The organism is Billgrantia campisalis, assembly GCF_022341425.1.
In the GTDB taxonomy this organism is placed as follows: Bacteria; Pseudomonadota; Gammaproteobacteria; order Pseudomonadales; family Halomonadaceae; genus Halomonas; species Halomonas campisalis.
Genome location: NZ_JABFUC010000014.1, coordinates 1 through 26,606, shown reverse-complemented (window position 1 = coordinate 26,606; position 26,606 = coordinate 1). Strand labels below are relative to the sequence as shown.

Below are 26,606 nucleotides of genomic sequence, written 5' to 3'. Positions count from 1 at the left end.
CTCATCACCCCACTCGTCAACGCCTCTAACGCAAGTGACCCCGCCAACAAGGGCGGGGCCACCGGCTACCGCGGGACGTACTGACTTCAACAGTAGAGGCTTATTTCAGCCGCTCGAACACCGTTGCGACGCCTTGGCCCATGCCGATGCACATGGTGGCCAGACCGAGGCTGGTCTGCTGCTGCTGCATGACGTTGAGCAGGGTGGTGCAGATCCGCGACCCGGAGCAGCCCAGGGGGTGGCCCAGGGCGATAGCGCCGCCGTGGAGGTTGACCTTGTCGTCCAAGGCGTCGAGGAAGCCGAGATCCTTGAGCACCGGAATCCCCTGGGCGGCAAAGGCCTCGTTGAGCTCGACGGTCTGGATATCGTCGGCGGTCAGGCCGGCGGTCTTGAGCGCTTTCTGCGAAGCCGGTACCGGGCCATAGCCCATGATGGAGGCGTCGCAGCCGGCGACCCCGGTGGAGAGCACCTTGGCAATCGGCTCCAGACCCAGCGCCTGGGCGCGTTCGTAGCTCATCACCGCCATGCCGGAAGCGCCCACCGACAGCGCCGAGGAGGTGCCGGCGGTGACAGTGCCACTCCGCGGGTCGAAGACCGGCTTGAGTTCGGCCATCTTCTCCAGGCTGGCGTCGGCACGAATCACCTCGTCGCGATCGACCCGCACCCGGAAACCGCGTGAATCGTGGCCTTCGACCCCGATCACTTCATTGTCGAAAAGGCCCTGCTCCATGGCGGCCTGGGCGCGCTGGTGGGAGCGCACGCCGAACTTGTCCTGCTCTTCGCGGCTGATGCCGTGCATCTTGCCCAGCAGCTCGGCGGTCAGGCCCATCATCATTGCCGCCTTGGCGGCATACTTGCTGGCCGCCGGGTTGACGTCGACGCCATGAGTCATGGAGACGTGCTCCATATGCTCGACGCCGCCGATGATATAGAAGTCTCCCATCCCGGCCTTGATATTGGCCGCGGCGATATGCAGCGCGGTCATCGAGGAGCCGCACAGGCGGTTGACCGTCTGGGCCGGCACGCTGCGCGGAATCCCGGTCATGATCGCCGCGTTGCGGGCGATGTTCATCGACTGCTCGAGGGTCTGGTTGACACAGCCCCAGATCACGTCGTCGACCTCGCTGGGGTCGAGGTTGGCGTTGCGATCGAACAGTGCCTGCATCACCGCGGCGGACAGGTTCTCGGCGCGCACGTGGCGGAAGGCACCGTTCTTGGCCTTGGCCATGGCGGTACGCACACCGTCGACCACCACGATATCTCTCGGGTTCAAACTCATCTTTCGCTACTCCTGTTCGCGGTGGGTTCAGGCGCTCTTGCCGTAGAAGGTGTCGTTGGACTTGGCCATCTCGCGCAGCTTGTCGGTGGGCGCGTAGAGCGCACCGAGCTCCTCGGCCAGCCCCTCGGCCAGCTCGACGAACGCCGCCACGCCCATGGCATCGATGTAGCGCAGCGCACCGCCGCGGAACGGCGGGAAGCCGATGCCGTAGATCAGCGCCATGTCGGCCTCGGCCGGCGTCTCGACGATGCCGTCTTCCAGGCAGCGCACCGTCTCCAGGCACAGCGGCACCATCATGCGGGCGATGATGTCGTCGTCGGAGAACTTCTTCTCTGCCTTCACCACCTGCTTGACCAGCGCATGGGCCGCCTCGTCGCTGACCTTCTTCGGCTTGCCCTTCTTGTCCTCTTCGTAGGCGTAGAAGCCCTTGGCGTTCTTCTGGCCCAGGCGCTCATTGTCGACCATCACCTGGATGGCACTCTTCTCGCCCGCCCCGCCCAGGCTACCCATGCGCTCCGGGAAGCCCTCGGCCATCACCTCGCCGGCGTGGACCGCGGTGTCCATGCCCACCACGTCGAGCAGGTAGGCCGGCCCCATGGGCCAGCCGAACTTCTCCATCACCTTGTCGACGCGCTGGAAGTCAGCGCCCTGCTCGACCAGCTGGCTGAAGCCGCCGAAGTAGGGGAAGAGCACGCGGTTGACCAGAAAGCCCGGGCAGTCGTTGACTACGATGGGCGTCTTGCCCATGGCACGGGCGTAGGCCACGGTGGCCGCCACCGCGGCGTCACTGGTCTTCTCGCCGCGGATGACCTCGACCAGCGGCATGCGGTGCACCGGGTTGAAGAAGTGCATGCCGCAGAAGTTTTCCGGACGCTTGAGATTCTGGGCCAGGCGCGTGATCGAGATGGTCGAAGTGTTGGAGGTGAGGATGGTGTCCTCGCCGACCAGGCCTTCCACCTCGGTGAGCACCGCCTCCTTGACCTTGGGATTCTCGACCACGGCCTCGACCACCAGGTCGACGTGACCGAAGTCACCGTAGGAGAGGGTCGGACGAATGTTGGAGAGCTTCTCGGCCATCTGCTCGGTGGACAGCTTTTTCCGCTCCACCTGCTTGGCGAACAGCTTGCGCGCCTCCTTAAGCCCCAGTTCGATGGCCTCGTCCTTGATGTCCTTCATCAGGATCGGCGTACCCTTGGAAGCGCTCTGATAGGCGATGCCACCGCCCATGATGCCGGCGCCCAGCACCGCGGTCTGCTTGACCGGACGCGCCTGCTTCTCGTACTTGCTGCCCTTCTTCTTGACCACCTGATCGTTCATGAACAGGCCGACCAGATTGAAGGCGACGCTGCTCAGCGCCAGCTTGGCGAAGGCCTTGGCCTCGATCGCCTGGGCCCGGCCGCGCTCCTCACCGGCGCCCTTCTGGATGACCTTGATTGCCTCGACCGGGGCCGGGTAGTGGGGCCCCGCCTTGCCGGCCACATAGCCCTTGGCGGTCTCGAAGGCCATCATCTGCTCGATGGGGTTGAGCTTGAGCGGGCTGGTCTTCTCGTCACGGCGCGCTCGGTAGTCGAGCTCCCCACGGTTGGCGCGGGCCAGGATATCCAGCGCCGCGGCCTCGAGCTGCTCATTGGGCACCACGGCGTCGACGGCGCCAACCTTGAGCGCGGCCGAGGCCTTGTTCTCGGTGCCGCCGGCGATCCACTCGATGGCGTTGTCGGCACCGATCATGCGCGGCAGGCGCACGCAGCCGCCCCAGCCGGGCAGGATACCCAGCTTGGTCTCCGGCAGGCCGATCTTGGCCTTCTCGCCCATGACACGGAAATCGGTGGTCAGCAGCACCTCGCAGCCACCGCCCAGTGCCAGGCCGTTGATGGCGGTCACGGTGGGGAACGGCAGATCCTCGATGGCGTTGAAGATGTCGTGAACCTTGAGGTTCATCTCCACCAGATACTCTTCGCCCTTGTCGAACAGCCCGTGGAATTCGGTGATGTCGGCACCGACGATGAACGCCTCCTTGCCGCTGGCGATCACCAGCCCCTTGAGGCCGCTTACGGCCTGAATCGCCTTGACCGCCTCGCCCAGCTCCTTGACCACGGCGCTGGAGAGCTTGTTGACGGATTCATCCTTCAGGTCGAAGGTGAGCGTGGCGATGTCGTCGCCCCCGTTCTGGGTACCGCGCGCCACCGTGATGGCATTGCCTTGATAGATCATCCACGAATCTCCACACAGAGGGTTGGCATTGGAGGAGTGCCCGATTTCATACGGCCGTTTGATTTTCAAAGCTTGGTCCAGTCGGCCCGGTTCGTCAAGCCCTGATTAGCATCCGGCGCCACGCTGTCGGCGGTATGCGACTCCCGCCACCGCCAGCCGACTGCTAGGATGGCAACTCCCCCCTGACCGACCCAGGCCCCATGAGCTCACCCGACACGCCCGCACCGCCGAAGACGCCCCACGCCCTCCGGCTGCAGGGGCATATCGAGCGGCTGGTCGAGCGCGCCCGCCCCTGGAGCTGGCTATGGCCGCCTCTCGCCTTTCTGGCCGGGCTGGGCAGCTTCTTTCTGGTCGACCGCCAGCAATGGCTGGGCGTCGTACTGGCACTTGGCATGCTCCTGGCCTGGGTACTGCTGCTTTCCGAGAGCCTGATCGGCCGTCTGCTGCTGCGTCGCGGCCACCCCAGCCTGCCCCGTGGCGTCACCACCTTCATCACCCAGATGGTGCATCAGGAAACGCTGTTTTTCTGCCTACCCTTCGTGCTCGCCACCACCGTCTGGAGCAGCGGCCAGGCGCTGTTCGCCCTGCTGATTCTGGCCATGGCCCTGCTCTCGGTCCTCGACCCGCTCTACTACCGGCTGGCAGACCGTGCCCGCTGGCTCTACTTCGCCTTTCACGCCCAGTGCGTGTTCCTGGTGGTGCTGGTCACCCTGCCCATCATGTTCCAGCTCACCACCGGCGCAAGCCTCAAGCTGGCGCTGGGCGCCATGCTGGCGTTCAGCCTGCCCAGCCTGTGGCAGCTGCTCAGACCGATGACCCCGGGCCGCTGGGGGACGCTACTGCTGGTGCTGCCACTGCTGGCCAGCCTGGCCTGGGTCGGGCGTGTCTGGGTACCGCCGGCCAACCTATGGCTTTCCGCCAGCGCCCTGTCGCCCGACTTCGATGAGGCGGCGCGCAGCCCGCGTGGCAGTGCCCGGCTAACCCCGGAGACCCTGACCGCACAGGGGCTCTACGCCTTCACGGCGATTCGTGCCCCCCGGGGGCTGCGCGAGGAGATCGTTCATGAGTGGTACCACGAGAACGAGCGAATCGACCGGATCGAGCTGACCATTCACGGCGGGCGCCAGGAGGGCTACCGGGCCTGGACCCACAAGCTGAACTTCCCCGAGAAGCCTGCGGGACGCTGGCGGGTGGACGTGATGACCGACAGTGGCCAGCGTATCGGCATGCTGCGCTTCAGGGTCGCGGAACAGGCGGCGCAGGCCACCCTCGCCGATGGCCAGGCGATGCTGCCGCCGGGCCTGCCCGGGCTGGACCTGCGACGACTGGTTCCCGGCAACCGCCCCGGCCAGGTCGTGTCCGATGAGCCAGCGCCGGACGCATCTCAGGCAGAGCCCGGGCCCCGGGCGGCGGCAGAACGGAACAACGATACGGCGGCGCCAGCGGAGGCAAACGGAGGATCAGAATAGGGACAAGGCACACATCCGGTGCCCGGCATGCCCCGAGCAGCCCGGGAATACCGCACCCCGCGGCTTGCATTACACGCACCGGCTCCGGACAATTCGGCAACATCAACGTGAATGCAGAGTCCCATGCACCAGAACATCGGCTTCCGGCTGTCACGCCTGCCACGCCTGTGGCGAGCGATCATCGACCGGCGACTGGCACCGCTGGGCCTGACCCAGACCCGCTGGATCACCCTCTACCATCTGTGGCGCCTGGGCGACGGCCAGCCCCAGTGCGACCTGGCCCGGGCCATTGGCGTCGAGGCGCCGTCGCTGGTGCGCACCCTCGACCAGCTCTCCGAGCAGGGTCTGATCGAGCGCCGCCCCTGCGAGCAGGACCGCCGCACCAAGCGCGTCTTTCTCACTCCGGAGGCCACCCCGCTGCTGGAGCAGATCGACGAGGTGGTCACCCAGGCGCGCCGCGAAATGCTCGACGGCCTGAGCGACGCCGAGGTAGGCCAGCTCGACGCCCTGCTGGCGCATATCGAGAACAACGGCCTGGAGATCCAGACCCGGGAAAGCGACGGCTGAGACCTGCCGCCGGCTCGTGTCACTCCGGTGCGGCCCCCTCGGCGTGGCCGAAGGGGCGCGGCCCCTCGTGGCGGTCGGCGCGTCCGGCCAGGGCATCGCGCAGCTGGCGGAAATCGTCGACATAGGTCAGAAACCGCTCCGCCCCCTGGGACTCCCACCACCACAGCGTGATGCCGTGCTCGCGGGATTCGATCACCAGCGCATCCTGGGGCAGGCGTATCAGCAGCGCCTCCAGCGGCTTGCGTGCCGCCTCGGGCAGCGGCCGCAGCGGCTCGATGCGCCAGCGCCAGCCGGGAATGAAGGCCTTGAGGGCATCGCTGGCCTCGCTGTCTCGCACCAGCACGAAGCGCGGCCCAGGCGCGTCCTGGGGATAGGACCAGCGATAGCCCGGCATGGCGGTCGAAATACCATGCAGCGGCGGCGACTCCAGCTTCACCTGTACCCCGGCCTTGATGGCGGCACTGCGCAGCGGTGCGATGCGCCGCTGTCGCGGGCTGGGCTTGAGCCACAGCACCGGCGAGACCATCAGCAGCAGCACGAACAGTATCAGCAACCAAACCATCGGTATCTCCTGAATGAATCTTGACGCAAGTCGTTGTCCTCGCTCATCGCACGTCCTAGAGTGAAGGCATGTTCACCGCACCCAATTCGTTTCACAGGAGCCTGCCATGAGCAATGAATACCGCCATATCCTGGTCGCCGTCGACCTGACCAAGGACTCCCACAAGGTGCTGGAGCGCGCCCTGCAGATCGCCGAGCGCAACCAGGCCAAGCTCTCGATCATGCATACCCTGGAGCCGCTGGGCTTCGCCTATGGAGGCGATATCCCCATGGACCTCACCAGCATTCAGGACCAGCTCGACGAGCACGCCAAGCAGCGCCTGGCCGAGATCGCCGACGCCCACGTGGCCAAGGAGAACCAGCACGTGGTGGTCGGCATGCCGGATACCGAGATCCACCGCTTCGCCGAGGAGCACGACGTCGATCTCATCGTGGTCGGCTCCCATGGCCGTCATGGCTTCGCCCTGCTGCTCGGCTCCACCTCCACCGGCGTGCTGCACGGCGCCCAGTGCGACGTGCTGGCCGTGCGGGTGGGGAAGAAGGGGGAGAAGAGCGCCGAGTAACATCTTGTGGGAGGGCGCTTCAGCTCCGGTGCGACGCTTCGACGAAGCAGCGCGTAGCGCTACCCAAACTGGGCGCCTGACGGCGCCTTCGCCCGGCAAAGCCGGCCTCCCACGCCGGCCTCCCACAGGGTCCAACCTTCCACACCGCTCCCTGGCCCCGCTTCAACTGGCCCTGCTATTCCCCCGCAGCCAGGGCCTCCAACTCCATCCAGCGCTCCATGGCGGCGTCGAGTTCGGCCTGCTTGTCGCTCAGCGCCTGCAGCGTCGCGGTGATGGTATCGGCCTCCTGCTGGTAGAAGGCGGGATCGCCCACCCTGGCCTCGAAGGCCGCCACCTCGCTCTCCAGCCGCTCGATGTCGGCCGGCAGGCCGTCGAGCTCACGCTGCAGCTTGTAGGAGAGCTTGGCGGCCTTCCTGGCCGGCGCGGCGGCCCGGGGCGCCTCGGCCGCGGGCGTCGCTGCCGCCTCATCGGCGACGGGCTCCGCCCGCTGGCGCGCGGCGCCCTCCCAGGGCGCCGGCGGCAGCTTGCCCCCCTGGCGCACCCAGTCGCTGTAGCCGCCCACGTACTCGCGCACCCGGCCGTTGCCCTCGAAGGCCAGCACCCCGGTTACCACGTTGTCCATGAAAGCGCGGTCGTGGGAGACCAGCAGCAGAGTACCGTCGAAGTCGAGCAGCAGCTCCTCGAGCAGCTCCAGGGTCTCGACGTCGAGGTCGTTGGTGGGCTCGTCGAGCACCAGCACGTTGGCCGGCTGGGTGAACAGCTTGGCCAGTAGCAGCCGGTTGGATTCGCCGCCGGAGAGCGCCTTGACCGGCTGACGGGCGCGCTCGGGGGTGAACAGGAAGTCCTGCAGGTAGCTGATGACGTGCTTGTCCTTGCCGCCCACCGTGACCCGGTCACTGCCCTGGGCCACGTTGTCGTAGACGCTCTTCGCAGGCTCCAGCCCGGCGCGCAGCTGGTCGAAGTAGGCCACCTGCAGGTTGGTGCCCAGGCGAACCTCACCTTCACTGGGGGCCAGCTCACCGAGCAGGATCTTGAGCAGCGTGGTCTTGCCCGCCCCGTTGCGGCCGATCAGCCCGATGCGGTCGCCGCGCTGGATCTCCAGGGAGAGGTCGCGAATCACCGTCTCGTCGCCGTAGCGGTGGCTGACGCCCTTGAGCTCCACCACCCGCTTGCCGCTGCGCTCACCGGTGTCGACGGACAGCGAGGCCTTGCCCTGGCGCTCGCGGCGCTGGCTGCGCTCGCGGCGCATCTGCTCCAGCGCCCGGACGCGCCCCTCGTTGCGGGTCCGCCGCGCCTTGATTCCCTGGCGAATCCAGGCCTCCTCCTGGGCCAGCTTCTTGTCGAACTCGGCGTGCTCGCGGGCCTCGACCTCCAGCTCGTGGGTCTTCTGCTCCTGATACCTGGCGTAGTCGCCGGGGTAGCGCCCCAGGCGCCCACGGTCGAGCTCGAGGATCGCCGTGGCCAGCTTCGACAGGAAGGTGCGGTCGTGGGTGATGAACAGCACCGCGCCGTTGAAGGCGGCGAGCTGCTCCTCCAGCCAGGCGATGGTGTCCAGGTCCAGGTGGTTGGTGGGCTCGTCGAGCAGCAGCAGGTCGGGCTCGGCCACCAGTGCCCGGGCCAGCGCCACGCGTCGGCGCCAGCCACCGGAGAGCGCCGCCATCGCGGTGTCTTCGGGCAGCCCGAGGCGCGTCAGCACCACGTCGATGCGCTGGTGGAAGGACCAGCCGTCGATGGCCTCGAGCTGGGACTGCAGCGCCGCCATGCGGCGCATGTCCGGGTCGTCCTGGTGAATCAGGTGGTGATACTCCGAGAGCAGCGCCCCCGCTTCGGGCAGCCCCTGGGCCACCACGTCGAAGATGGTCTCGCCGCTGGCATCCGGCAGGTCCTGGTCGAGCACTCCGATCTTCAACCCCGGGGCACGCCAGATGCTGCCGCCATCGGGGAGGATCTCGCCGGCCACCAGTTTGAGCAGGGTCGATTTGCCGGTGCCGTTGCGGCCCACCAGCGCCAGCCGCTCCCCCCGCTCGAGCACCAGGTCGGCGCCGTCGAGCAGAACATGGTTGCCATAGGCCAGTTGCAGGCGTTCCAGACGTAGCAGGGTCACGCGCAGTCCTCATCCAGTCATCGAGCGCCCTAGTGTAACGCATGGCGGGCCTCGACCGGGCATGTGACAATAGCGGGTTTTCGCCCCCGGAGACTGAGCACGGCCATGCACGAGACTGCTACCCCCGACAGCGGCGGCGCTGCCCTGCCCGAGGCGCTGCGCTTTCGCTCCCCGGCCCCGCTGGTGGACATCGGCGCCAACCTGACCCACGCGAGCTTCGACCGCGACCTGGAGGCGGTGATCGGGCGGGCGCGGGCCGCCGGCGTTACCACCCTGATTCTCACCGGCACCGACCGCGAGCACGCCGAGCAGGCCGTGGCGCTGGCACGAGAACACCCGGGGCTCTACGCCACTGCCGGCGTTCATCCCCACGACGCCAGCCGCTGGAGCGGCGAGCTTGCGCGCGCCATGCGCGAGCTGCACCGCCAGCCCGAGGTGGTGGCGGTGGGCGAGTGCGGGCTCGACTTCAACCGCAACTTCTCGACGCCGGCCGAGCAGGAGCGCGCCTTCGAGGCACAGCTGGGACTCGCCGCCGAGAGCGGCCTGCCGCTGTTCGTCCACGAGCGCGACGCCGGCCGGCGTATGCGTGAGATGCTCCACGCCTGGCGCGACGATATCGGTCACGCAGTGATCCACTGCTTCACCGCGGATCGCGAGACGCTTTACGGCTATCTCGACCTGGACCTGCATATCGGCCTGACCGGCTGGATCTGCGACGAGCGTCGCGGCCACCACCTGCGCGACCTGGTCGGCGCGATTCCGCTCACCCGGCTGATGGTGGAAACCGACTGCCCCTACCTGCTGCCGCGCAATTTACCTGCCAAACTCAAGGGCAGGCGACACGAACCGGCGCTGCTACCCTGGATCGTGCGGGAAATCGCCCACTGGCGGGGCATCGACGAAGCCGACTTGGCCACGGCCACCACGACCACCGCTACGGCCTTTTTCCGCCTGGACCCGCGGCAACAGGACAGCGCAGCGCCGGACCACCGGCAGGAGAGCACATGATGGAAGAGATCCCGGGATTCATTGCCGTGGAAACCGGCGAGGATGGCGAGCTGCCCCTGGCGATCGCCTGGGTACTCCCCGACGGGCGCATCAAGCACACCCTGATCCAGCCCGACGACGGCTGGCTGGACGACGAGATGAACGCCCTCAACGGCTACAGCATGGAGGAGCTCAACAGCTTCGGCGTGAGCCCCCTGGACGTGATCCGCGAGCTGGAGAACGACCACTTCAACGCCACCCTCTTCACCGCCGGGGTGAGCGATGACGAGGCCGCCCTGGCGCGACTCTTCGATACCTTCGGGATCGACCCCTTCGTCGAGCTGGCACCGGCCGACAGCCTCTACCCCGACCTGGACGGCGGCGAGTGGACCCGCGCCCGGGGCGAGCTGTTCGGCGAACTGGGCCTCGAGCCGCTGCGCCCCGAGCACGAGGTGGCGGTGATGCTGCAGTTGCACCAGCGGCTGGGTGGACAGGCCTGACCGGCCCATCCACCTGTGCGCCAGGCCGACTCAGGCCACTTCAAGCCGAATCACTGCCGGCTGGCGCGATGTTCTGGTTCAGTCGGAACAGGTTGGTCGGATCATGGCGCGCCTTGATCGCGGCCAGCCGCGCGTAGTGCTGGCGGTAGTTGTCGCGCACTCGCCCCGCGTCGTCGGCGGACATGAAGTTCACGTAGCCCCCCGCCTCGGAATGCGGCCTGAGCGCCTGATAATAGGCGCGAGCCCAGGCGATGTTGCGTTCGCTGTCGGCGGGGTCCGGCCAGCTCGCCCCGACCGCTGTGGCAAAGTCGGCATCCCGGAAGGCAAACGCCGTAGCGTCCTCGGCGACCCGCCGGCAGGCGCCATCCAGGGGAAACAGCAGCGTCGCACTCTCCAGGCACGGGGTTCGGGCCCCATGCTCGATGTACTCCGCGATCGCCGCGTCGGTGAGTGAGCGGCTAAAGCAGCCCTTCCAGTAGTGGTAGAGCCCCGCGGGCAGCAGCTCGTCGAACAGGGTATTGATCGCCGGATAGGGCATACGCTGGACCGCCTGACCAAGCACGGGGCCGAGCTCGGCAAGCTGCTCGCGGACCGCGGCATCCTCAGCCGGTGGCCCGCTCCAGCAGGTCAGCACCACAATCACCGGCTGACCGTGCCACCTCTCGGGCAGACACGGCAGCGGTGGGCCAAGGGTGATGCCCAGGATCGCGCCCAGCGCCTCGGGAGCCGCGGCGATCCATTCCCGGTAGTGACGCATCACCTCTGCATCGAGCGGATAGAAAGTTGGCCCGCCGAGAATGTCGCTCACCGCATGCAGACGGTACTCGAATGAGGTCACCACCCCGAAGTTCCCCCCGCCGCCGCGAATCGCCCAGAACAGCTCGGCATGGCGGCGCTCACTGCAGGTCAGGAAGTCGCCGTCGGCGGTGACCACGTCGGCCGAGAGCAAGTTGTCGCAGGCGAGCCCGCAGCGCCGGGCCAGAAAGCCGAACCCCCCGCCCAGGGTCAGGCCGGCGATGCCGGTGGTGGAGACGATCCCACCGGTCGTCGCCAGGCCGAAGGCGGCGCTGGCGTGGTTGAGGTCGGCCCAGGTGCAGCCGCCTTCGGCACGGGCACAGCGGCCCTCGGGATCGACTCGAATGCCGCGCAGGCGCTCGAGGGACAGCACCAGCCCGCCGTCGCAGGTGCCGAACCCGGGCAGGCTGTGCGCGCCACCGCGCACGGCCAGGGCAAGCTCCTGCTGTCGGGCAAAGGTCACGGCCGTCATCACGTCCGCCACGTCGGCCGCCTCGACGATCAGCGCCGGCTGGCGATCATGCATGGCATTGTAGACCCGCCGTGCCGTGTCATAGCGCGGGTCATCGGGCAGGATCAGAGCCCCATGCAGCCGCTCCCCGAGCGTCCGGATCGCATCGCTCGACAAGGCGCTGGGCCCGGTCTGCTGTCTGATATCCATCATGGCTCCTCCTCATCCAGGGAGTGATCTGGCGTGTGTCTTTTCAGGGATAGCCAAACCGCGTCCCCGCAGCGTGACCGGGTCGTGACAGGGAGCGCCAACGCCTAGCGAAGGGCGACAACAGCGCTTAGGCTTGGGGCAGGAGGGAGATGGCCATGACGCGTCTGCACGTCTCGCTGCTGGGTGAGTTCGCCTGCCAAACGGCCGAGGGCGAGCCGGTCGCTGTTCCGACGCGCAAGGCCGCGGCACTGCTCGCCTACCTGGCGGCGCCTCCCGGCCGGCCACACTCACGCAGCAAGCTGGCCGGGCTGCTGTGGGATGCCATGCCCGAGTCGCGAGCCCGCGCCAACCTGCGCAAGACCCTGTCGCGCCTACAGTCGGCGCTGCCACCGTCGGCGCGCGAGTGCCTGACGCTCGATGGCCAGGCGGTGGGGCTCAAGGCCTGTACGACGTGGGTGGACCTGGACACCTTCGAGCGGCTGCTGGCCGACGGGACGCCGGAGACCCTCGAGCGTGCGCTGGCGCTCTATCGCGGCCCCTTCCTGGAAGGCCTGGACCCTGGCGAGGAGCCCTTCGAGGCGTGGCTGATGGAGCGGCGCAGCTGGCTGGACGAGGCGCTGGCGCAGCTGATGCATCGACTGCTCGACCACTATGTGCTTACCGGCGCCATCGATGCCGGCATCCAGCTGGCCCTGCGGCTGCTGGACCATGACCCCCTGGATGAGGGTGTGCAGCGCACTTTGATCCGGCTCTACCTGTACCAGGACCGGATCGGTGCGGCGCTCACCCAGTACCGTCGCTGCCGCGAACGACTGGCCGATGAACTCGGCGTCGCCCCGGCTCCGGAGACCGAGCAGCTGAAGGCGGAGCTGTTGGCGCTGCTGCCCGACGACGACTCGCGCAGCGTGCCCCGCGAAAGCGATGACCCGCCTGAGAGCCGCAGGGTGATCGCAACGGCCGCTGCGGCACGCGAGCGCGGGCGCCGCCCTGCCAGCGAGCGCCCTTCGCTCGCCGTCCTGGCCTTCTTGCCATGCGAGGGGACACGGCTTCCTCCCGCCCTTGGCGACGGCATGGCGGAGGACCTCGCCACCGAGCTTGGCCGCTTCGGCGAGCTAGAGGTAATCGCCCCGACCAGCGCCCTGGCCTATCGCCATAGCCAGGCCTCTCCGGAACAGATCGGCCGTGAACTCGGCGTGGAGTATCTTCTGGAGGGACGCCTTCAACAGCGCGGCCAGCGGCTTGCGATCACCGCCCGACTGGTCGCCACGCCCCATTCACGCCAGGTCTGGGCGGAGCGCTTTGACTGCCGGCTCGACGGACTCTTCGACGTCCAGGCAGAGCTGGTCCGCCACATCGTCGGCTGCCTGGTCGGACAGATCACCGAAGACCGCCTGGCCCAGTCCCGTCGCCGGCCGCCCCGGGACTGGCAGGCCTACGACCTCTGGCTGCGCGGTCGTCACGCCCTGCGCCGAGCTGACCTGACGGCCATTCACGAGGCACGTCGCCACTTCCAGCAGGCACTGGCCAAGGACCCGCAGTTCGCCCGTGCCTATGTCGGTCTGGCCCTCGCCCATCTCAATGAGTGGGCCTGTCACTCCTGGCATCACTGGGTTTTCCTGCAGCAGGAGGCCCTGGCACTTTGCCGCAAGGCAGTCGCATTGGATGACAACGACCACCGTGCCCACTGCATGCTGGGCGTGGCCGAGCTCTACGATGGGCAGTACGCGGCCGCGGAGCGCGAGCTGTCGCTGGCACTGGCCCTTAACCCCAACGATAGCGAGGTGCTGGCCCACGCCTCCTTCGCCTTGGCGCTGATCGGCCATCCCGAGCGTGGAGTGGCAGCCGCCCGCCAGGCGCTGCGTCTCGCACCCTACCGCCCGGAGTGGTATGCCGGCATGGCCGGGATCGCCTTCTTCAGCGCACATCTGTATGACGAGGCCATCGACACCCTGGCATGCGCGCCCCAGGCCTTCTGCAACACCCCAGCCTTCATCGCCGCAACCTATGCCCACATGGGCCACCCGCAACGGGGCGCCAGCCACCGCGACACCGTCTATCGCCACTACCGCTACCAGCTGGCGCGCGGCACCTTTCCCAAGCACATCAGCTGTCTCGACTGGCTGGCGGCACTGGACCCCTATCGACGTCCTGCCGACGCCGAGCACTACCTTGAAGGGCTACGCAAGGCGGGTTTCGAGTGAGCGCCGGCCGCGCTTGGACCGCTAACCGACCACCCGCCGACGCTGCGCCTCGATGCCCATGCCGATCAGCACGGGGTCCTCGGCCTGGCGGGCCTGGAAGGCCGTCTTGCTGTCCAGCCCCTGCCAGCCGAGCTGGATCAACGCCTGGGCGGTGGCGCCGCCCAGGCTGGTGCCCGGCCCGGGTATCACCACGCGATCCGGCGCAAACTCGCGCAGCCCGACCCGCAGCGCCGCGGTGAAGTCATAGGGCGTCACCAGCTGATCCCCCAGGGTGTAATCCCAGAGCGCGACCGGATCGCTGCTCCAGGGCGTCCAGATATGGCCACGGCCGTCGATCAGCGGCACCTCGGGGGCCCGGAAGGGGGTCGCCGGCAGGCGCTGGCGGGCGGCATCGCGCACCTCCCGCTGCAGCGGGGTATGGAAGGCGGCGTGCTGATGCAGGCGCAGCGGAAAGCGCTCCAGCGGCGGCAGCGCCTCGGCGAGCCGCGACAGGCCCACCTCGTTGCCACCGAACACCAGCATGCCGCCCAGCTCGATGGAGAGATAGAGCTCGGCGCCCTGCTCGCCGTGCAGCCGCTCGATCAGCGCCAGCAGCTCCCGCCGCTTGTCCCACCGAGGGCGCCACTGCTCGTCGACCCAGGGGTAGAGCAGCTGCCCGCCCGCCAGGCGCTCCTGCATCATCTGCCCCATGGTGCCGATCAGCTCGAAGGCGGCCTCTTGCCCCAGGGCGGCGCCCGCCGCCAGGGCGATGTACCAGCCCATGGAGTTACCGGTGATGGCGACGATCTCATAGCGCTCGCGGTCGATGGCCAGCAGGTCGGCCAGCGCGCAGGCGTAGATCAACGGCGCGGCATGCTCGCCGCGGCCGTGCAGGCGCGACCGAAACGGCAGTTCGGCATCGAGTTGGCTAAGCGTCGGCAGCCCCGCTTCGCGGCGCTGGGCATCGAAGCGCGCCAGCCAGTCGGCGTCGCCGGCATAGCGGGTCAGGCTGCCCCACTCCGCCTGGGTGTAGGTGCCCCGTCCGGGGCAGACGATCAGCAGCCGTTCAGGTGTCTGGCTCATGCTTGCGGGCTCCCTGTCAGCGTCTTCTGGTCCACACTGCCGGCTTCGACCACCAGGGCACGCGCCCGCAGGGCGATGGCATCCGCCGAGGGCAGCGTCACCGTGGCGGCCCGCCCTAACGGAATGAAGCTGTCCTCGGCGGTGAGCCGGTGCAGGCGGTGACCCGCCATGCCCCGCTCCACCAGGGCGGTGATCAGCTCCTCGCTCAGCGAGCCGCTGCGCCGACACTCGTCGACGACCAGCACCTGCCCACAGTCGGCGACGCTGCGATACACGGCGTCATGGTCGATGGCGGTCAACCAGCGCAGGTCGACGATGCGCAGCGCAATGCCTTCGGCCTCCAGCCGCGCCGCCGCCTGCCGCGAGAGGTAGACCCCGTTGCCATAGGTCACGATGGCGAGATCCCGCCCCGCTCCCCACTGGCCCAGCTCGCCCACCGGCAGACGGTGCTCGGGACCCGGGTCGGCGAAGCACCACCGCTGATCGCCCTCCTCCAGCAGGTCGCGGTTATGGTAGAGCGCGATCGGCTCGAGCATGACCACCACGCGCTGCTCCTCATCGGCCAGGCGTACCGCCTCCTGCATCAGCCCGACGGCGTCGGCGGCGTTGGAAGGGCACGCCACCAGCAGGCCGGGAATGTCGCGCAGCACGGCGATGGCGTTGTCGTTGTGGAAATGGCCGCCGAAGCCCTTCTGGTAGCCGAGCCCGGCGATACGCACCACCATGGGGTTGGTGTACTGGCCGTTGGAGAAGAAGCTCAGCGTCGCCGCCTCGCCGCGCAGCTGATCCTCGGCGTTATGCAGATAGGCCAGGAACTGGATCTCCAGTATCGGCACCAGGCCGTTGTGGCCCAGGCCGATACCCAGCCCGAGGATGCTCTGCTCGTCGAGCAGGGTGTCGATCACCCGGTGCGGGCCGAACTGCGCCTGCAGCCGCTGGGTGACCCCGTAGACGCCCCCCTTGCGGCCGATGTCCTCGCCGGCCATCACCAGCTGCGGATAGCGATCCATCAAGCGCGCCAGCGCCTGGTTGAGCAGCTTGGCCATGGGGGCCGGCGTCGCGTCCACCTCGCCCTGCCAGGGGCGGATGCGCGGCGGCCGCGCCGGCGGCACGAGGCTGGCCATGACCTGTGCGGCGGTTTCCAGCTTGGGCCGGCGGATCGCCTGCTCGGCGACATGGGCCACGCGCTCGCCGAGCTCCCGGTAGAGCTCAGCGATGGCGTCGCGGTCCAGCACGCCGTGGCGCCGCAGCAGGCCGGCGCTGACCAGCAGCGGGTCTCGCGCCTCGTCGGCCTTGATCCGCTGTGGCGCCAGATAGGCCTGCTGGGCGTCGGAGCCGGCGTGGCCGAACAACCGCACGCAGCGCATGTGCAGGAACACCGGCTGCTTGTGGCGACGGGCGATGCGCACCGCCTCCCGGGCGGCCCGCCAGGTATCCAGCAGGTCGAGCCCGTCGCAGCTCAGGTAGTGAAAGCCGGGGCGTGCCCGCATGCTGGCCTCCACCCAACCCTCGGGGGTGGGGGTGGAAATACCGATGCCGTTGTCCTCGCAGACCATCACCAGCGGCATGGGGCTGCCCTGGTAGGCGGCCCAGCCGGCGGCGTTGAGCGCGCCCTGGGCGGTGGAGTGATTGAAGGAGGCATCGCCGAAGCTGCACACCACCACGCTGTCGGCGGGCCACTCGCCGCCGCCGCCCAGGCGTCGCCACAGGCCGAGGCCATAGGCGGCCCCCATCGCCTTGGGCAGGTGCGAGGCGATGGTGCTGGTCTGGGGCGGTACCGCGAGCGCCTTCGAGCCCAGCACCTTGTGCCGGCCGCCGGAGATGGGGTCCTCGGCCGAGGCCGCGAAGCTCAGCAGCAGATCCCACAGCGGCGTCTGGCCGGGCACCTGGCGGGAGCGCTGAAGCAGGAAGGCGGCGTCACGATAGTGCAGAAAGGCCGGATCGGTGGGGCGCAAGGCCCCGGCGATGGCCGCGTTGCCCTCGTGGCCGGCGCTGCCGATGGTGTAGAAGGCTTCGCCGCGCGCCTGCAGGCGGCGGGCATGCAGGTCCAGATGGCGGCTCATCAGCTGGGACTCGAACAGCTCGGCCAGGCCGGCGGGGCTGAGCTCGACCTCATCGAGCGTCCAGGCCTGCTCGGGTTCGGGCCAGTCGTCGGAACGCAGGGCATTGAAGAACAGCGTCTCCTGGGGCAGAGAATCGGCCACGGTAGCGGGCTCCTGTCGGCATTCACAAGGGGGAGTGTCTACAGCCTAGCGCGACCGGTAGGCAAAGGGATAATATCGATATCCTGGATCAGATATAGGCATGACTTATGGATGTGCGCAGCCTGCGCTACTTCATCGCCGCCTACGAAGGCGGCTCGATCAGCGCCGCCGCCCGGCGCTGCCACGTGGCTCAGCCCTCGATCTCGACGGCCCTGGCGCAGCTGGAGGCGCGGCTGGGCACCGCCCTGTTCGAACGCCACCGCCGCGGCATCACTGCCACCGAGGAGGGGCACCGCCTCTATCCGCTGGCCCGCCGGGTCAGCGAGGACCTCGAAGCGATCACCCGACAGTTCCGCACGCCCGCGCCCGCGACCCCGGTGCGCCTGGGGCTGATGCGCTCGCTGGGCGCGAGCCGCATGACCGCTCTGCTCAAGGAGGTCATTGGCCGCAGCGAGAACCTGGCCCTGACCCTGGTCAACCCCGAGGAGCCCTGCGACGCCCGCATCATCGGCGAGCAGGACCTGGCGCCCGGCGAGGCCTTCCAGCCGATCTGGCACGACCGCTATCGCCTGGCGCTGCCCACGGGCCACCCGCTCACCCGCCACGCCAGCGTCGCGCTCGACGACCTGGCGGGCCTGCCGATGGTCTGGCGCCGCCCCTGCGCGGCCATGGAACGGCTCGCCGAGGCGCTCGACGGGGCCGGCATCCGCTGCCAGGTGCGTGCCCACCTGCGCACCATCGAGTACACCCTGGGGCTGGTGGCGGCCGGGGTGGGCGCCTCGCTGGTCCCCGCCTGGCCAGAGATTCTCGAGCGCCACGACGTCCAGTGCCGCCCGCTACGCGGACTTGCCATCGCCCAGACCGTCGGCGTGGCCTATCCGGCGCGTCATTGCTCCCCCGCGCTGGCGCCACTGCTGGCGCTGGGTCGCGAGGCCTGGCACACCGGCGCTCAGAGCGGAGCCGCCGCCGGCACGCCGGCCGACAGCTGAGCGCGCCCCGCGGCCACCGCCTGCTCCCGGGCGAGACCGCGCCGATAGTAGCCGTGCAGCGTCACGCACAGCGCGGCGGCCCGGTGCGGCAACCCCTCGCGCTCATAGCGGGCGGCCCGGGCCTCGACCCGGGCACGAAAGGCCCCGCGGTCCACCGCCGCGTCGCCGCCGAGATTGTCGACGCTGACATGGAAGCGATGGCCACAGGCGCGGGACAGCAGCATTTCCAGCGCCTGGGGGGCGATCTCCACCGCTTCGAAGTCGCGCTGCTGCTCGGCGCTGCGTCCGTCGGGCAGATACCAGTAGCCGTAATCCTCCAGCCGGCGGCGCCGCTCGCCGGCGATGCACCAGTGGCTGATCTCATGCAGGGCGCTGGCGTAGAAGCCGCGGGCGAAGATCACCCGATGGAAGGGGCAGTCGGCATCGGCCGGCCGATAGAGCGGTTCGTCGCCGCCACGCACCAGCCGAGTTGCATAGGTATCCACAAAGAGTCCGTCGAACAGGGCGATGATGTCGTCGAGTCGATGTGTCACGCAGGCTCCAGGGGTCGCTGAGAGGCGAGCATTATAGGACGCGAAGCGGCGGGCGAACATCGCCAACGGTTGTTAGGATAGGCGGTTACCGGCGCGGCAAGACGCCGTGGCCCCCCGTCTTCGCCTGCATGGAGCGCACCCCTTGGCAACGTTTTTCACCGACCTGCTGAGCGCCAGCCGCACGGAAACGCGGCCGTTGATTCGCCTCGCCCTGCCGATCTGTGGCGCCCAGCTGGCTCAGGCCGGCATGAGCGTCACCGACGTGATGATGACCGGGCGCCTGAGCGCCACCGACCTGGCCGCGGTCTCGGTAGGCTCAAGCCTGTGGCTGCCGCTGATGCTGTTCATGACCGGCACCCTGATGGGCCTGACCCCCATCGTCGCCCAGCTGCTGGGCGGCGGGCGCACCGCCGGCATCCGCCCCAACGTGCACCAGGCGCTGTGGGTGGCGCTGGCGCTGGGTGCCCTGGCCGCCTTGCTGCTGTGGTTCACGGTAATGCCGATCTTTCGCCTGATGGCGGTTCCCGACGAGGTGGCCACCCGCTCGGCCGCCTACCTGGCCGCGGTGGCCTTCGGCATGCCGGGGGTGGCGCTGTTCCAGGCGCTGCGCGCCTTCTCGGACGGCATGAACCACACCCGCCCTTCGCTGTGGATCAGCCTGATCGGCCTGGGGGTGAACGTGCCCAGCAACTTCGTGCTGATCTACGGCGGCGACGGCCTCACCGGGCTGTTCGGCGACTGGCTGCCGGCCTGGGTCCAGGCGCTGCCGGCGCTGGGCGCCTTCGGCTGCGGGATCGCCACTGCCCTGTCGATGTGGGTGATGTGCCTGGCCATGATCGCCTATACCCGGCGCTCCCGCGCCTACGGCGATGTCGCCCTGTGGCGCTCCCCCACCCCGCCACGCTGGCGAATGATCGGCGAGCTGCTCTACGTCGGCGTGCCCATCGGCGTGGCGATCTTCGTCGAGGTGACGCTGTTCACCCTGATCGCGCTGTTCATCGCCAGCCTCGGCGAGGTCACGGTGGCCGCCCACCAGGTGGCGCTCAATTACACCTCGATCCTGTTCATGCTGCCGCTGTCGCTGAGCATGGCGCTGACGGTCAGGGTCAGCAACACCCTGGGCCAGCAGCGCCCCGAGCTCGCCCGCCTGGTGGCCTGGAACGGCATCGCGCTCTGCCTGCTGGTGGCCGGGCTCAACTGCCTGGTGCTGTGGCTCACCGCCGAGCCGGTGATCGCGCTCTATACCCACGACCAGGCGGTGCAACGCCTGACGCTTTCGCTGGTCATATTGGCCATGATCTTCCAGGTATCGGACTCGCTGCAGGTCAACCTGGCCGGTGCCCTGCGCGGCTACAAGGATACCCGGGTGATCATGGTGATCACGCTGATCGCCTACTGGCTGGTCGGCCTGGGCGGCGGACACTGGCTGGGCACCCATGGGCTGTTCGACTGGCTGGCCCCCATGGGCGTCCACGGCTACTGGGTCGGCCTGATTGCCGGGCTCAGCGTGGCGGCGCTGCTGCTGGGCGAACGGCTGCGGCGCATGGCGAGCGGAGTGGCCCATGGAAAGATCGAGATTCCCAGAAGCTAGCCCCCCGGAAGCCGCGTCGCGGCGCCTCCCGCCGCTGGCGGCACTGCTGCTGACCGCCCTGCTGGTCGGCTGCGGGGGAAGCGGAGAAGGCGATGCCCTGCTGCAGGACTACCAGCGCGAGCTCGCCAGCGCCCTCGACCTGCCGGCACCCGAGCCGGCCTCGCCCGGCAATATCGGCGCCTTCCCCGCGCGCGACGAGCGCCTCTTCGAGGTCTCCGAGACCCGTGACGGGCTGCTCAACGTCTATGCGCTGCGCGAGTGCCATATCACCTCGCTGGTGGCCGAGCGCAACAACCAGCTGGGCCGGGTGGCACCCCCCAGCCAGCGCTGGCTCTACGAGCTCGAGCTGTGGCGGCGGCTGCATGCCTGCCAGCATAGCGAGATCCCCGAGACGCTCAGCGAGAGCCATCGCGAGCGCCTGACCCGCCTGACCGAGACCAAGACCGAGCAGCTGCCGCGAGTCAGCTGGAACAGCCTGTTCGACTCCGAGGAGTGGACCGGCAGCTTCTCCCGGGCCAGCTCACCGCTGCAGCCCGACGATGCCGCGGCCGTCGAGACCCAGCTCAGCGCGATCGCCTGGCTGCGCGAGGCCACCCTCAACCAGTTCAACCCCCAGTGGCAGCACGACTCCTCCACCCTGGAAAACCACCTCAAAACGCTGCGCTCCCGACCACTCACCGCCGAAGTGCTGCGCGCCCTGATGCTGGCGGAACAGCGCCTTGGCGAGGCCAACGCCCTGCTCGAGGCGCGTCTCTCGCGAGCCGATACCTGCCGGGGGCTGGACGCCCCTGGCACCGAGCTCAGGGCCCGCTTCGAAACCCAGCCGACGACCGACTGGTTGACCCGGCTCGAGACCCTCGCCGAGCGCTGGCTGGGCGCCGTGGAGGAGCTGCTGGACAGCCATATCGAACCGCCCACGGCCGTGGCCGAGTACCGCCGGCACTGGCTCTCCCTGGCGGATCCCGAGGCGCCACTGCCCGCCTATCGCGCGGCCCTTGAGACGCACCGCCACCACTGGCGAACCCTGGCCGAGCGCTGCCCGTGAGTCGCGGTCCGTGAAAATCGCTCTCCAGGCTTAACTTGCATGGCCACTCTATGCTATTGGTGGAGGCAGGTGGCATGCGCCGATACCGTCAGCCTTGCTGTTGCCGTGACCGACACGGACCGTGCAGAACCTGGAGGTAGATCATGGGTACCCAACTGTCACCCCGCCCTGCCCAGGTTATCGACCTGGAGACCATGCGTCAGCGGCACAGAGCCAGGCAGCGCCTGGTGCGCCTTTCACCGGAGCTCGATGGCCTGGAAATGGTCTACAGCCTGGCATCCGACCCCGACTCCCTCTACGGCATGCCGATCCTCGCCTGGGGCCTGCGCGAAGACGGGGAAGTCGTCGGCCTGGTGCCCTGGATGGAAGCGCTCACTCCCTGCCAGCAGCTCGACGACCCGGAGCACGGCTGCTTCGTCGGCTACCGCGACCCGGAAACCGAGGAGCTGCTGGAAACGGCGCCCCCCCACAAGGCATTCGAGCTGGAACACGCCGCCGCCTACTTCGACTACGAGGAAACCCGGGACGTCACCCTGATCCAGCAGCTCCCCGACACCCTGGGCACCCATGCCCTATGCATCAACGAGAGCCAGGAACCCTGGCAGCTCAAGCAGGTGTTCGGCTGGCGCCTCTACAATGATGGCGGCATCGAGGCCCTGCTGGCCGACGAAACCCTGATCGACACCACCCCGATCCTTCCCGGAGACCCCTGCCTCTACACCGGCCACAGCCGCCACCGGGTGGTCTATTTCTTCCAGCGCCACATCGCCAATCGGATACGCGAACAGGACCCCGGCACGCTGGAGGCCCTGGCACTGATGGTGATTCCCAACTCGACGACCTCGCCCGGAGCTCCCAAGGACTAGCGGTGCATCAGCCCAAGCGGATAAAGTAACGGTATTGTCCGCCCGACTCCTGCTGGAGCAGCAGCTCATGGCCCAGGAAGCTGCAGAACTTCGGCACATCGCGGGTGGTCGCCGGATCCGTGGCGACCACCTTGAGCACCTCGCCGGACCGCATGTCGCGCACCTTGTTGTGCATCAGCATGATCGGTTCCGGGCAGTAGAGTCCGGTGGTATCCAGTTCGGCCTGGTAGTCGGGCAGGGAGTCGGCGGTTTCAGCCATCGATCGACCTCGGTGTTAGGGAGCAGCTTAGATGATAAAGATCATTATTGAACGTCGCATCATGCCTGGCCTGGAAGAGGAGTACGAGGAAGCCGCACGCGAGGCCATGCGCTGGTCGCTGGGCGCCAGGGGCTTCGTCGGCGGCGAGACCCTCGTCGAGTTGGGCCACAGTGATCGGCGTCTGATGATCACCAAGTGGCGCGACCTGCGCGCCTGGAAGGAGTGGTACACCAGCGAGGAACGCACCCGCGTCATGCAGCGCATCTTGCCGCTGCTGACCGAGGACGAGAGCATTCGCGTCTACGAGCCTTCTTACTGAGCGCGCCCTTGCCACTCTCTTCAATTCGGCAGGTCAGGCTGGCGGAGCGCCTCAATCCAACAGCCTGACGTGTACCGTGACCTCCTCGCGGTCGTGATACAGGTGGCGGCAGCGCAGCTCGGCACTCACGCCGGCTGCCGCCAGCGCACTCTCCAGAGCCGCCAGGCAGCCCGAGACGCTCTCCCAGCGCCGCTTCATCGGCAGCTTCAGGTTGAATACCGCCTCGCGACACCAGCGCCGCACCAGCCAGCGCTCGACCATGGCCGTGACCCGGGTCGGCTTGTCGACGATATCGCAGACCAGCCAGTCCAGCCGACCGGGCGGCGCCCAGGCGAAGCCATCCTCGCGCAGGTGCTCCACCATGCCTGTGGCCATCAGCTGCCTGTCCATGGGGCCGTTGTCGATGGCATAAACGTGCATGCCTCGGTTGACGAGCTGCCAGGTCCAGCCGCCCGGAGCCGCCCCCAGGTCGGCGGCCTGCATCCCCTCGCCCAGCCGCTGCGGCCACTCATCCTTCGGCACGAACTCGTGCCAGGCCTCCTCCAACTTGAGGGTCGAGCGGCTCGGCGCCCCCGACGGAAACTTCAAACGGCGAATCCCGCCGGGCAGCTCGCTGCGGTTGCCGGGGAAACTCATGCCCAGTTGAACCCGGTCGCCGTCGCACCACAGCAGGTGAAGCCACCGCCCCGCCGCCCTGCGCCGCAGCGCCCCGCGCTTCTTCAGCGTCGACGCCAGCGGCCGGGTCAGCGCCTTGATCAGCCCGGACAGCGCCTTGCCCTCGTTGGTGTCCGGTGTCTCGTGCAGGATCGAGTCGAAGCTCCAGCCGCTGGCCACCACCTGATCGACAATCGCCGCCAGCCGGTTATCCCGCGACAGTGTCAATGGCGGCAGCCCCACCAGGCTCTGTCGCGCAAAGATCAGCTGCACCAGCGGCAGCTCTCGATGCAGCAGGTTGACCGGGCGCGCATCCCGGGGAGAGTAGCTGACATACCCGGCCAGCGGCATGGCGTCGCACTCCCCCTGCCAGCCCAGCGCCTCCGCCCGCGCCGTCACTTCCGCGGCCAGATCCGCCTCGAAGCCCGGGCGACAATAGAGCACCAGGCGGTCGGGTGCCTGCCGGTCACGCTCCTTCGCAACATCCTTCATCAGGTCTCCTCCCGGCTGCCACGAGACGACGCGGCTCGCTTCCGCGAGCCGCCGAGCGCCTCGATATCCTGCAACTGGACGTTGAGCGCATTGGTCGACAGCATCACCTCCCACAGCGAATACACCAGCGAGATGGAGAGGGTGATCAGGCTCGCGCCGAACAGCACCATGCCCACCAGCTCGAACGCCAGGAACAGCGCAAACATCGACAGGGTACAGAGCAGAAAGCTCAGCACCCCCGCCACCTGCATGCGCTTGGTCAGGGAAATCCGCTTGCGCAGCATCGGGAGCTGGCGGGCCGTCACCTCCTGATGCTGGCTGCGCTCCTCTTCAGCCAGCTTGCGGATCAGCTGGGCCAGCACCAGGAAGCGGTTGGTATAGGCCAGCAACAGCAGAGAAATGGCGGGAAACAACAGGGCCGGTGTCGTCAGCGTCACGGCGCTCGGGCTCCAGCAAAAATGGGGCGCCCATGATACCAGTCCTGTTCCCGGACGTGTGCCGAGATACGCCATCGTTAAATTACAGTCTATGAAAGATTATTAATGCTCAATAGTGGTGCACGTGTTTGGGGGATTTTGAAGCGATTTCGCCTCATATCAATGTCTAATCCCGACATGGCCTATGCGTTTGCTGCATAATGGTGCATGGCTTATAGTGTCGCGACACTTCTTCGACAGGAACCCACCATGCCCTACGTTCACGACACCCTCGAGCGCCTCAAGAAAAGCAGCCCCGCCCAGACCGAGTTCTACCAGGCCGCGGAAGAAGTGCTGGAGTGCCTGCGCCCGCTCTTCGAGCGCAGCCCCCACTACCACGACCACAGCATCATCGAGCGGATCGTCGAGCCGGAGCGCCAGATCATGTTCCGTATCTGCTGGACCGATGATGCCGGCAAGGTTCAGGTGAACAAGGGCTATCGCGTCCAGTTCAACTCCGCCCTGGGCCCCTACAAGGGCGGCCTGCGCTTCCACCCCAGCGTCACCTCCGGGATCATCAAGTTCCTGGGCTTCGAGCAGATCTTCAAGAATGCCCTCACCGGCCTGCCCATCGGCGGCGGCAAGGGCGGCTCGGACTTCGACCCCAAGGGCAAGTCCGACGGCGAGATCATGCGCTTCTGCCAGTCGTTCATGACCGAACTATACCGCCACATCGGCCCGACCACCGACGTGCCGGCCGGCGATATCGGCGTCGGCGCCCGCGAGATCGGCTATCTTTACGGCCAGTACAAGCGTCTCACCGGCCGCTACGAGGGTGTCCTGACCGGCAAGGGGCTCGACTGGGGCGGCTCCATCGGTCGCAAGGAAGCCACCGGCTACGGGGCGGTCTACTTCGCCCAGAACATGCTCCAGGCCCGCGGGGAGAGCATCGAAGGCAAGACCTGCCTGGTCTCAGGCGCCGGCAACGTGGCCATTTACACCATCGAGAAGCTCTACGAGCTGGGCGCCACGCCCATCACCTGCTCCGACTCCCGCGGAACCATCCATGACCCGCGGGGCATCGATCTCGACCTGCTCAAAGAGCTCAAGGAGGTCAAGCGCGCCTCCCTCGAGGAGTACCTGGCCAATCATCCCGAGGCCAGCTACATCCCGGCTAACGACTACCCGGCCGACGGCCATGCGGTATGGCGCATCCCGGCCGACGTTGCCTTCCCCTGCGCCACTCAGAACGAGCTGACCGATGGGGATGCCGAGACCCTGCTCGGCAACGGCGTCACCTGCATCAGCGAAGGCGCCAACATGCCCTCCACCGCCGCCGCCGTTGATCGTTTCCTGGACGCCAAGATTGCCTACGGCCCCGGCAAGGCCGCCAACGCCGGCGGGGTCGCCACCAGCCAGCTGGAAATGGCCCAGAACAGCAGCATGCAGCAGTGGCCGCTGGAAAAGGTCGACGCCAAGCTGAAGGAGATCATGGCCAATATCCATCAGCAGTGCGCCGACACCGCCGAGGAGTTCGGCGAGCCGACCAACCTGGTACTCGGCGCCAATATCGCCGGCTTCCGCAAGGTCGCCGACACCATGATCGATCAAGGCGTGGTGTAAGTCCCGACACGGCGCTGCCTGCACGATCGAGAAAGCCCGGTCCTTACGGCCCGGGCTTTTCTGTATTGCGACCAACCCGCTCAGTTTACGGGGCGGGGACAGCCATCAAACGTACGGAAGGAAGCCCCGGCGACTCTGTGCCCGGCACTGAGCTTCGGCAAGCTTCATCATCCCGCGCCACACGCCACGCAGCAGGGGCATGACAACGGGGCGACGGGCATCGGCCTGATCCCAGATGGTGGGAAAGGTCATCTTGGCATGGCTCATGGCTAGGTCCTCGGATCAGGGTGTATGCTGCAGTGCATTATACCTTTGTCTATATCCTAAAGTCTAATCTCTGCTACCCTTGACCCCGAAACGACAACAGCCCCGAGCTCGAATGAGCCCGGGGCTGTTGTCACGATAGATTATGCAGTAATGGGGAAGCCCCCAAACGACGAAACCCAGCCTCTTTCGAAGCTGGGTTTCTGAAGAAGTGCCTGACGATGATCGCGCCGGGCTCCGGGACTCTCCATGGGAAGCCCCCAAACGACGAAACCCCGACCAATGGCCGGGGTTTTGTCGAAATAAGTGCCTGACGATGACCTACTCTCGCATGGGGAAGCCCCACACTACCATCGGCGCTGAGCGGTTTCACTGCTGAGTTCGGCATGGG

The 26,606-nt window shown here is 67.8% G+C and carries 24 protein-coding genes and 1 rRNA gene; 12 read left to right on the top strand and 13 right to left on the bottom strand.

Translation table 11 applies throughout. The features are described from left to right. Positions 1–100: 100 nt before the first annotated feature. Together fadA and fadB are read right to left on the bottom strand one after the other, a co-directional pair. A complete protein-coding gene (gene fadA, locus HOP52_RS15705) occupies positions 101–1,279 on the bottom strand; it encodes an acetyl-CoA C-acyltransferase FadA (protein ID WP_238978352.1) in 1,179 nt (392 codons plus the stop codon). 27 nt (positions 1,280–1,306) lie between these two features. Further along, entirely contained in the window at positions 1,307–3,490 is a 2,184-nt protein-coding gene (gene fadB / locus HOP52_RS15700; RefSeq protein WP_238978351.1) for a fatty acid oxidation complex subunit alpha FadB, read from the bottom strand. Positions 3,491–3,690: 200 nt separating this feature from the next. On the opposite strand from fadB, the gene HOP52_RS15695 reads away from it, so the two are divergent. Continuing rightward, positions 3,691–4,959 (top strand): DUF5924 family protein, encoded by a 1,269-nt coding sequence (locus tag HOP52_RS15695; protein ID WP_238978350.1) that lies wholly within the window; start codon positions 3,691–3,693, stop codon positions 4,957–4,959. Between the two features lie 123 nt (positions 4,960–5,082). Further along, a complete protein-coding gene (gene slyA / locus HOP52_RS15690; RefSeq protein ID WP_238978349.1) occupies positions 5,083–5,526 on the top strand; it encodes a transcriptional regulator SlyA in 444 nt (147 codons plus the stop codon). Between the two features lie 19 nt (positions 5,527–5,545). On the opposite strand, the gene HOP52_RS15685 is transcribed toward slyA, so the two are convergent. Further along, entirely contained in the window at positions 5,546–6,088 is a 543-nt protein-coding gene (locus tag HOP52_RS15685) for a preprotein translocase subunit YajC (RefSeq protein WP_238978348.1), read from the bottom strand. Between the two features lie 106 nt (positions 6,089–6,194). Between HOP52_RS15685 and HOP52_RS15680 the strand changes: the two genes are divergently transcribed. Continuing rightward, on the top strand, positions 6,195–6,650 hold the full coding sequence (locus tag HOP52_RS15680; protein WP_238978347.1) for a universal stress protein: 456 nt from the start codon (positions 6,195–6,197) through the stop codon (positions 6,648–6,650). 175 nt (positions 6,651–6,825) lie between these two features. On the opposite strand, the gene HOP52_RS15675 is transcribed toward HOP52_RS15680, so the two are convergent. Beyond that, positions 6,826–8,754: an ATP-binding cassette domain-containing protein gene (locus HOP52_RS15675; protein ID WP_238978346.1), complete on the bottom strand. Its 1,929-nt coding sequence runs from the start codon at positions 8,752–8,754 to the stop codon at positions 6,826–6,828. Between the two features lie 105 nt (positions 8,755–8,859). On the opposite strand from HOP52_RS15675, the gene HOP52_RS15670 reads away from it, so the two are divergent. Both HOP52_RS15670 and HOP52_RS15665 read left to right on the top strand, forming a co-directional pair. Beyond that, a complete protein-coding gene (locus HOP52_RS15670) occupies positions 8,860–9,762 on the top strand; it encodes a TatD family hydrolase (protein ID WP_238978345.1) in 903 nt (300 codons plus the stop codon). Next, complete coding sequence (locus HOP52_RS15665; RefSeq protein ID WP_238978449.1) at positions 9,762–10,241, top strand: hypothetical protein; 480 nt, start codon at positions 9,762–9,764, stop codon at positions 10,239–10,241. Before HOP52_RS15670 ends, HOP52_RS15665 begins: the two co-directional genes overlap by 1 nt. 40 nt (positions 10,242–10,281) lie before the next feature. Here HOP52_RS15665 and HOP52_RS15660 read toward each other — a convergent pair whose 3' ends face one another. Then, entirely contained in the window at positions 10,282–11,700 is a 1,419-nt protein-coding gene (locus tag HOP52_RS15660; RefSeq protein ID WP_238978344.1) for an FAD-binding oxidoreductase, read from the bottom strand. A gap of 152 nt (positions 11,701–11,852) precedes the next feature. Here HOP52_RS15660 and HOP52_RS15655 point away from each other — a divergent pair, with 152 nt between their 5' ends. Beyond that, complete coding sequence (locus HOP52_RS15655) at positions 11,853–13,898, top strand: BTAD domain-containing putative transcriptional regulator (RefSeq protein WP_238978343.1); 2,046 nt, start codon at positions 11,853–11,855, stop codon at positions 13,896–13,898. Between the two features lie 21 nt (positions 13,899–13,919). Here the strand turns inward: HOP52_RS15655 and HOP52_RS15650 are convergent, their stop codons facing one another. After that, positions 13,920–14,960: an ACP S-malonyltransferase gene (locus HOP52_RS15650; protein ID WP_238978342.1), complete on the bottom strand. Its 1,041-nt coding sequence runs from the start codon at positions 14,958–14,960 to the stop codon at positions 13,920–13,922. Further along, positions 14,957–17,164, bottom strand: coding sequence for a thiamine pyrophosphate-dependent enzyme (locus tag HOP52_RS15645; RefSeq protein WP_238978341.1), 2,208 nt, complete (start codon positions 17,162–17,164; stop codon positions 14,957–14,959). Before HOP52_RS15645 ends, HOP52_RS15650 begins: the two co-directional genes overlap by 4 nt. A 107-nt stretch (positions 17,165–17,271) precedes the next feature. On the opposite strand from HOP52_RS15645, the gene HOP52_RS15640 reads away from it, so the two are divergent. Beyond that, positions 17,272–18,153 carry a LysR family transcriptional regulator gene (locus HOP52_RS15640; RefSeq protein WP_238978340.1) on the top strand — a complete coding sequence of 294 codons (882 nt, stop codon included), beginning with the start codon at positions 17,272–17,274 and terminating at the stop codon, positions 18,151–18,153. Here the strand turns inward: HOP52_RS15640 and HOP52_RS15635 are convergent. Beyond that, positions 18,114–18,686 carry an elongation factor P hydroxylase gene (locus tag HOP52_RS15635; RefSeq protein WP_238978339.1) on the bottom strand — a complete coding sequence of 191 codons (573 nt, stop codon included), beginning with the start codon at positions 18,684–18,686 and terminating at the stop codon, positions 18,114–18,116. The genes HOP52_RS15640 and HOP52_RS15635 overlap by 40 nt on opposite strands. Positions 18,687–18,828: 142 nt before the next feature. Here HOP52_RS15635 and HOP52_RS15630 point away from each other — a divergent pair, with 142 nt between their 5' ends. The 3 genes from HOP52_RS15630 to HOP52_RS15620 all read left to right on the top strand — a co-directional run bounded on the left by HOP52_RS15630 (position 18,829) and on the right by HOP52_RS15620 (position 22,188). Next, complete coding sequence (locus tag HOP52_RS15630) at positions 18,829–20,277, top strand: MATE family efflux transporter (protein ID WP_238978338.1); 1,449 nt, start codon at positions 18,829–18,831, stop codon at positions 20,275–20,277. Continuing rightward, positions 20,249–21,322: a DUF3080 family protein gene (locus HOP52_RS15625; RefSeq protein WP_238978337.1), complete on the top strand. Its 1,074-nt coding sequence runs from the start codon at positions 20,249–20,251 to the stop codon at positions 21,320–21,322. Before HOP52_RS15630 ends, HOP52_RS15625 begins: the two co-directional genes overlap by 29 nt. Positions 21,323–21,465: 143 nt before the next feature. Then, a complete protein-coding gene (locus tag HOP52_RS15620; RefSeq protein ID WP_238978336.1) occupies positions 21,466–22,188 on the top strand; it encodes a hypothetical protein in 723 nt (240 codons plus the stop codon). A 7-nt stretch (positions 22,189–22,195) separates the two neighbouring features. Here the strand turns inward: HOP52_RS15620 and tusA are convergent, their stop codons facing one another. Then, the gene (tusA, locus tag HOP52_RS15615) at positions 22,196–22,447 is read right to left on the bottom strand and encodes a sulfurtransferase TusA (protein ID WP_238978335.1); all 252 of its coding nucleotides are present in this window, start codon (positions 22,445–22,447) and stop codon (positions 22,196–22,198) included. 31 nt (positions 22,448–22,478) lie between these two features. On the opposite strand from tusA, the gene HOP52_RS15610 reads away from it, so the two are divergent. Further along, complete coding sequence (locus tag HOP52_RS15610) at positions 22,479–22,766, top strand: antibiotic biosynthesis monooxygenase family protein (protein WP_238978334.1); 288 nt, start codon at positions 22,479–22,481, stop codon at positions 22,764–22,766. Between the two features lie 51 nt (positions 22,767–22,817). Here the strand turns inward: HOP52_RS15610 and rlmM are convergent, their stop codons facing one another. Then, positions 22,818–23,912, bottom strand: coding sequence for a 23S rRNA (cytidine(2498)-2'-O)-methyltransferase RlmM (gene rlmM, locus HOP52_RS15605; RefSeq protein WP_238978333.1), 1,095 nt, complete (start codon positions 23,910–23,912; stop codon positions 22,818–22,820). Beyond that, positions 23,912–24,349: a DUF2721 domain-containing protein gene (locus HOP52_RS15600; protein WP_238978332.1), complete on the bottom strand. Its 438-nt coding sequence runs from the start codon at positions 24,347–24,349 to the stop codon at positions 23,912–23,914. The genes rlmM and HOP52_RS15600 overlap by 1 nt, the downstream gene beginning before the upstream one ends. Before the next feature lie 249 nt (positions 24,350–24,598). Between HOP52_RS15600 and gdhA the strand changes: the two genes are divergently transcribed. Then, entirely contained in the window at positions 24,599–25,951 is a 1,353-nt protein-coding gene (gdhA, locus tag HOP52_RS15595) for an NADP-specific glutamate dehydrogenase (RefSeq protein WP_238978331.1), read from the top strand. Positions 25,952–26,056: 105 nt separating this feature from the next. Here the strand turns inward: gdhA and HOP52_RS15590 are convergent, their stop codons facing one another. Further along, the gene (locus tag HOP52_RS15590; protein WP_238978330.1) at positions 26,057–26,218 is read right to left on the bottom strand and encodes a hypothetical protein; all 162 of its coding nucleotides are present in this window, start codon (positions 26,216–26,218) and stop codon (positions 26,057–26,059) included. A gap of 305 nt (positions 26,219–26,523) precedes the next feature. Further along, a 5S ribosomal RNA gene (rrf, locus tag HOP52_RS19820) occupies positions 26,524–26,606 on the bottom strand; the annotation flags it as partial.

What these genes read in the sequence shown, in the direction of transcription:
- fadA (WP_238978352.1), bottom strand. Translation starts at nt 1,279, where the DNA reads ATGAGTTTGAACCCGAGAGATATCGTGGTGGTCGACGGTGTGCGTACC.
- HOP52_RS15665 (WP_238978449.1), top strand. Translation starts at nt 9,762, where the DNA reads ATGGAAGAGATCCCGGGATTCATTGCCGTGGAAACCGGCGAGGATGGC.
- fadB (WP_238978351.1), bottom strand. Translation starts at nt 3,490, where the DNA reads ATGATCTATCAAGGCAATGCCATCACGGTGGCGCGCGGTACCCAGAAC.
- HOP52_RS15695 (WP_238978350.1), top strand. Translation starts at nt 3,691, where the DNA reads ATGAGCTCACCCGACACGCCCGCACCGCCGAAGACGCCCCACGCCCTC.
- HOP52_RS15620 (WP_238978336.1), top strand. Translation starts at nt 21,466, where the DNA reads ATGGGTACCCAACTGTCACCCCGCCCTGCCCAGGTTATCGACCTGGAG.
- gdhA (WP_238978331.1), top strand. Translation starts at nt 24,599, where the DNA reads ATGCCCTACGTTCACGACACCCTCGAGCGCCTCAAGAAAAGCAGCCCC.
- HOP52_RS15610 (WP_238978334.1), top strand. Translation starts at nt 22,479, where the DNA reads ATGATAAAGATCATTATTGAACGTCGCATCATGCCTGGCCTGGAAGAG.
- tusA (WP_238978335.1), bottom strand. Translation starts at nt 22,447, where the DNA reads ATGGCTGAAACCGCCGACTCCCTGCCCGACTACCAGGCCGAACTGGAT.
- HOP52_RS15650 (WP_238978342.1), bottom strand. Translation starts at nt 14,960, where the DNA reads ATGAGCCAGACACCTGAACGGCTGCTGATCGTCTGCCCCGGACGGGGC.
- HOP52_RS15685 (WP_238978348.1), bottom strand. Translation starts at nt 6,088, where the DNA reads ATGGTTTGGTTGCTGATACTGTTCGTGCTGCTGCTGATGGTCTCGCCG.
- HOP52_RS15680 (WP_238978347.1), top strand. Translation starts at nt 6,195, where the DNA reads ATGAGCAATGAATACCGCCATATCCTGGTCGCCGTCGACCTGACCAAG.
- HOP52_RS15640 (WP_238978340.1), top strand. Translation starts at nt 17,272, where the DNA reads ATGGATGTGCGCAGCCTGCGCTACTTCATCGCCGCCTACGAAGGCGGC.
- HOP52_RS15670 (WP_238978345.1), top strand. Translation starts at nt 8,860, where the DNA reads ATGCACGAGACTGCTACCCCCGACAGCGGCGGCGCTGCCCTGCCCGAG.
- rlmM (WP_238978333.1), bottom strand. Translation starts at nt 23,912, where the DNA reads ATGAAGGATGTTGCGAAGGAGCGTGACCGGCAGGCACCCGACCGCCTG.
- HOP52_RS15590 (WP_238978330.1), bottom strand. Translation starts at nt 26,218, where the DNA reads ATGAGCCATGCCAAGATGACCTTTCCCACCATCTGGGATCAGGCCGAT.
- HOP52_RS15660 (WP_238978344.1), bottom strand. Translation starts at nt 11,700, where the DNA reads ATGATGGATATCAGACAGCAGACCGGGCCCAGCGCCTTGTCGAGCGAT.
- HOP52_RS15655 (WP_238978343.1), top strand. Translation starts at nt 11,853, where the DNA reads ATGACGCGTCTGCACGTCTCGCTGCTGGGTGAGTTCGCCTGCCAAACG.
- slyA (WP_238978349.1), top strand. Translation starts at nt 5,083, where the DNA reads ATGCACCAGAACATCGGCTTCCGGCTGTCACGCCTGCCACGCCTGTGG.
- HOP52_RS15625 (WP_238978337.1), top strand. Translation starts at nt 20,249, where the DNA reads ATGGAAAGATCGAGATTCCCAGAAGCTAGCCCCCCGGAAGCCGCGTCG.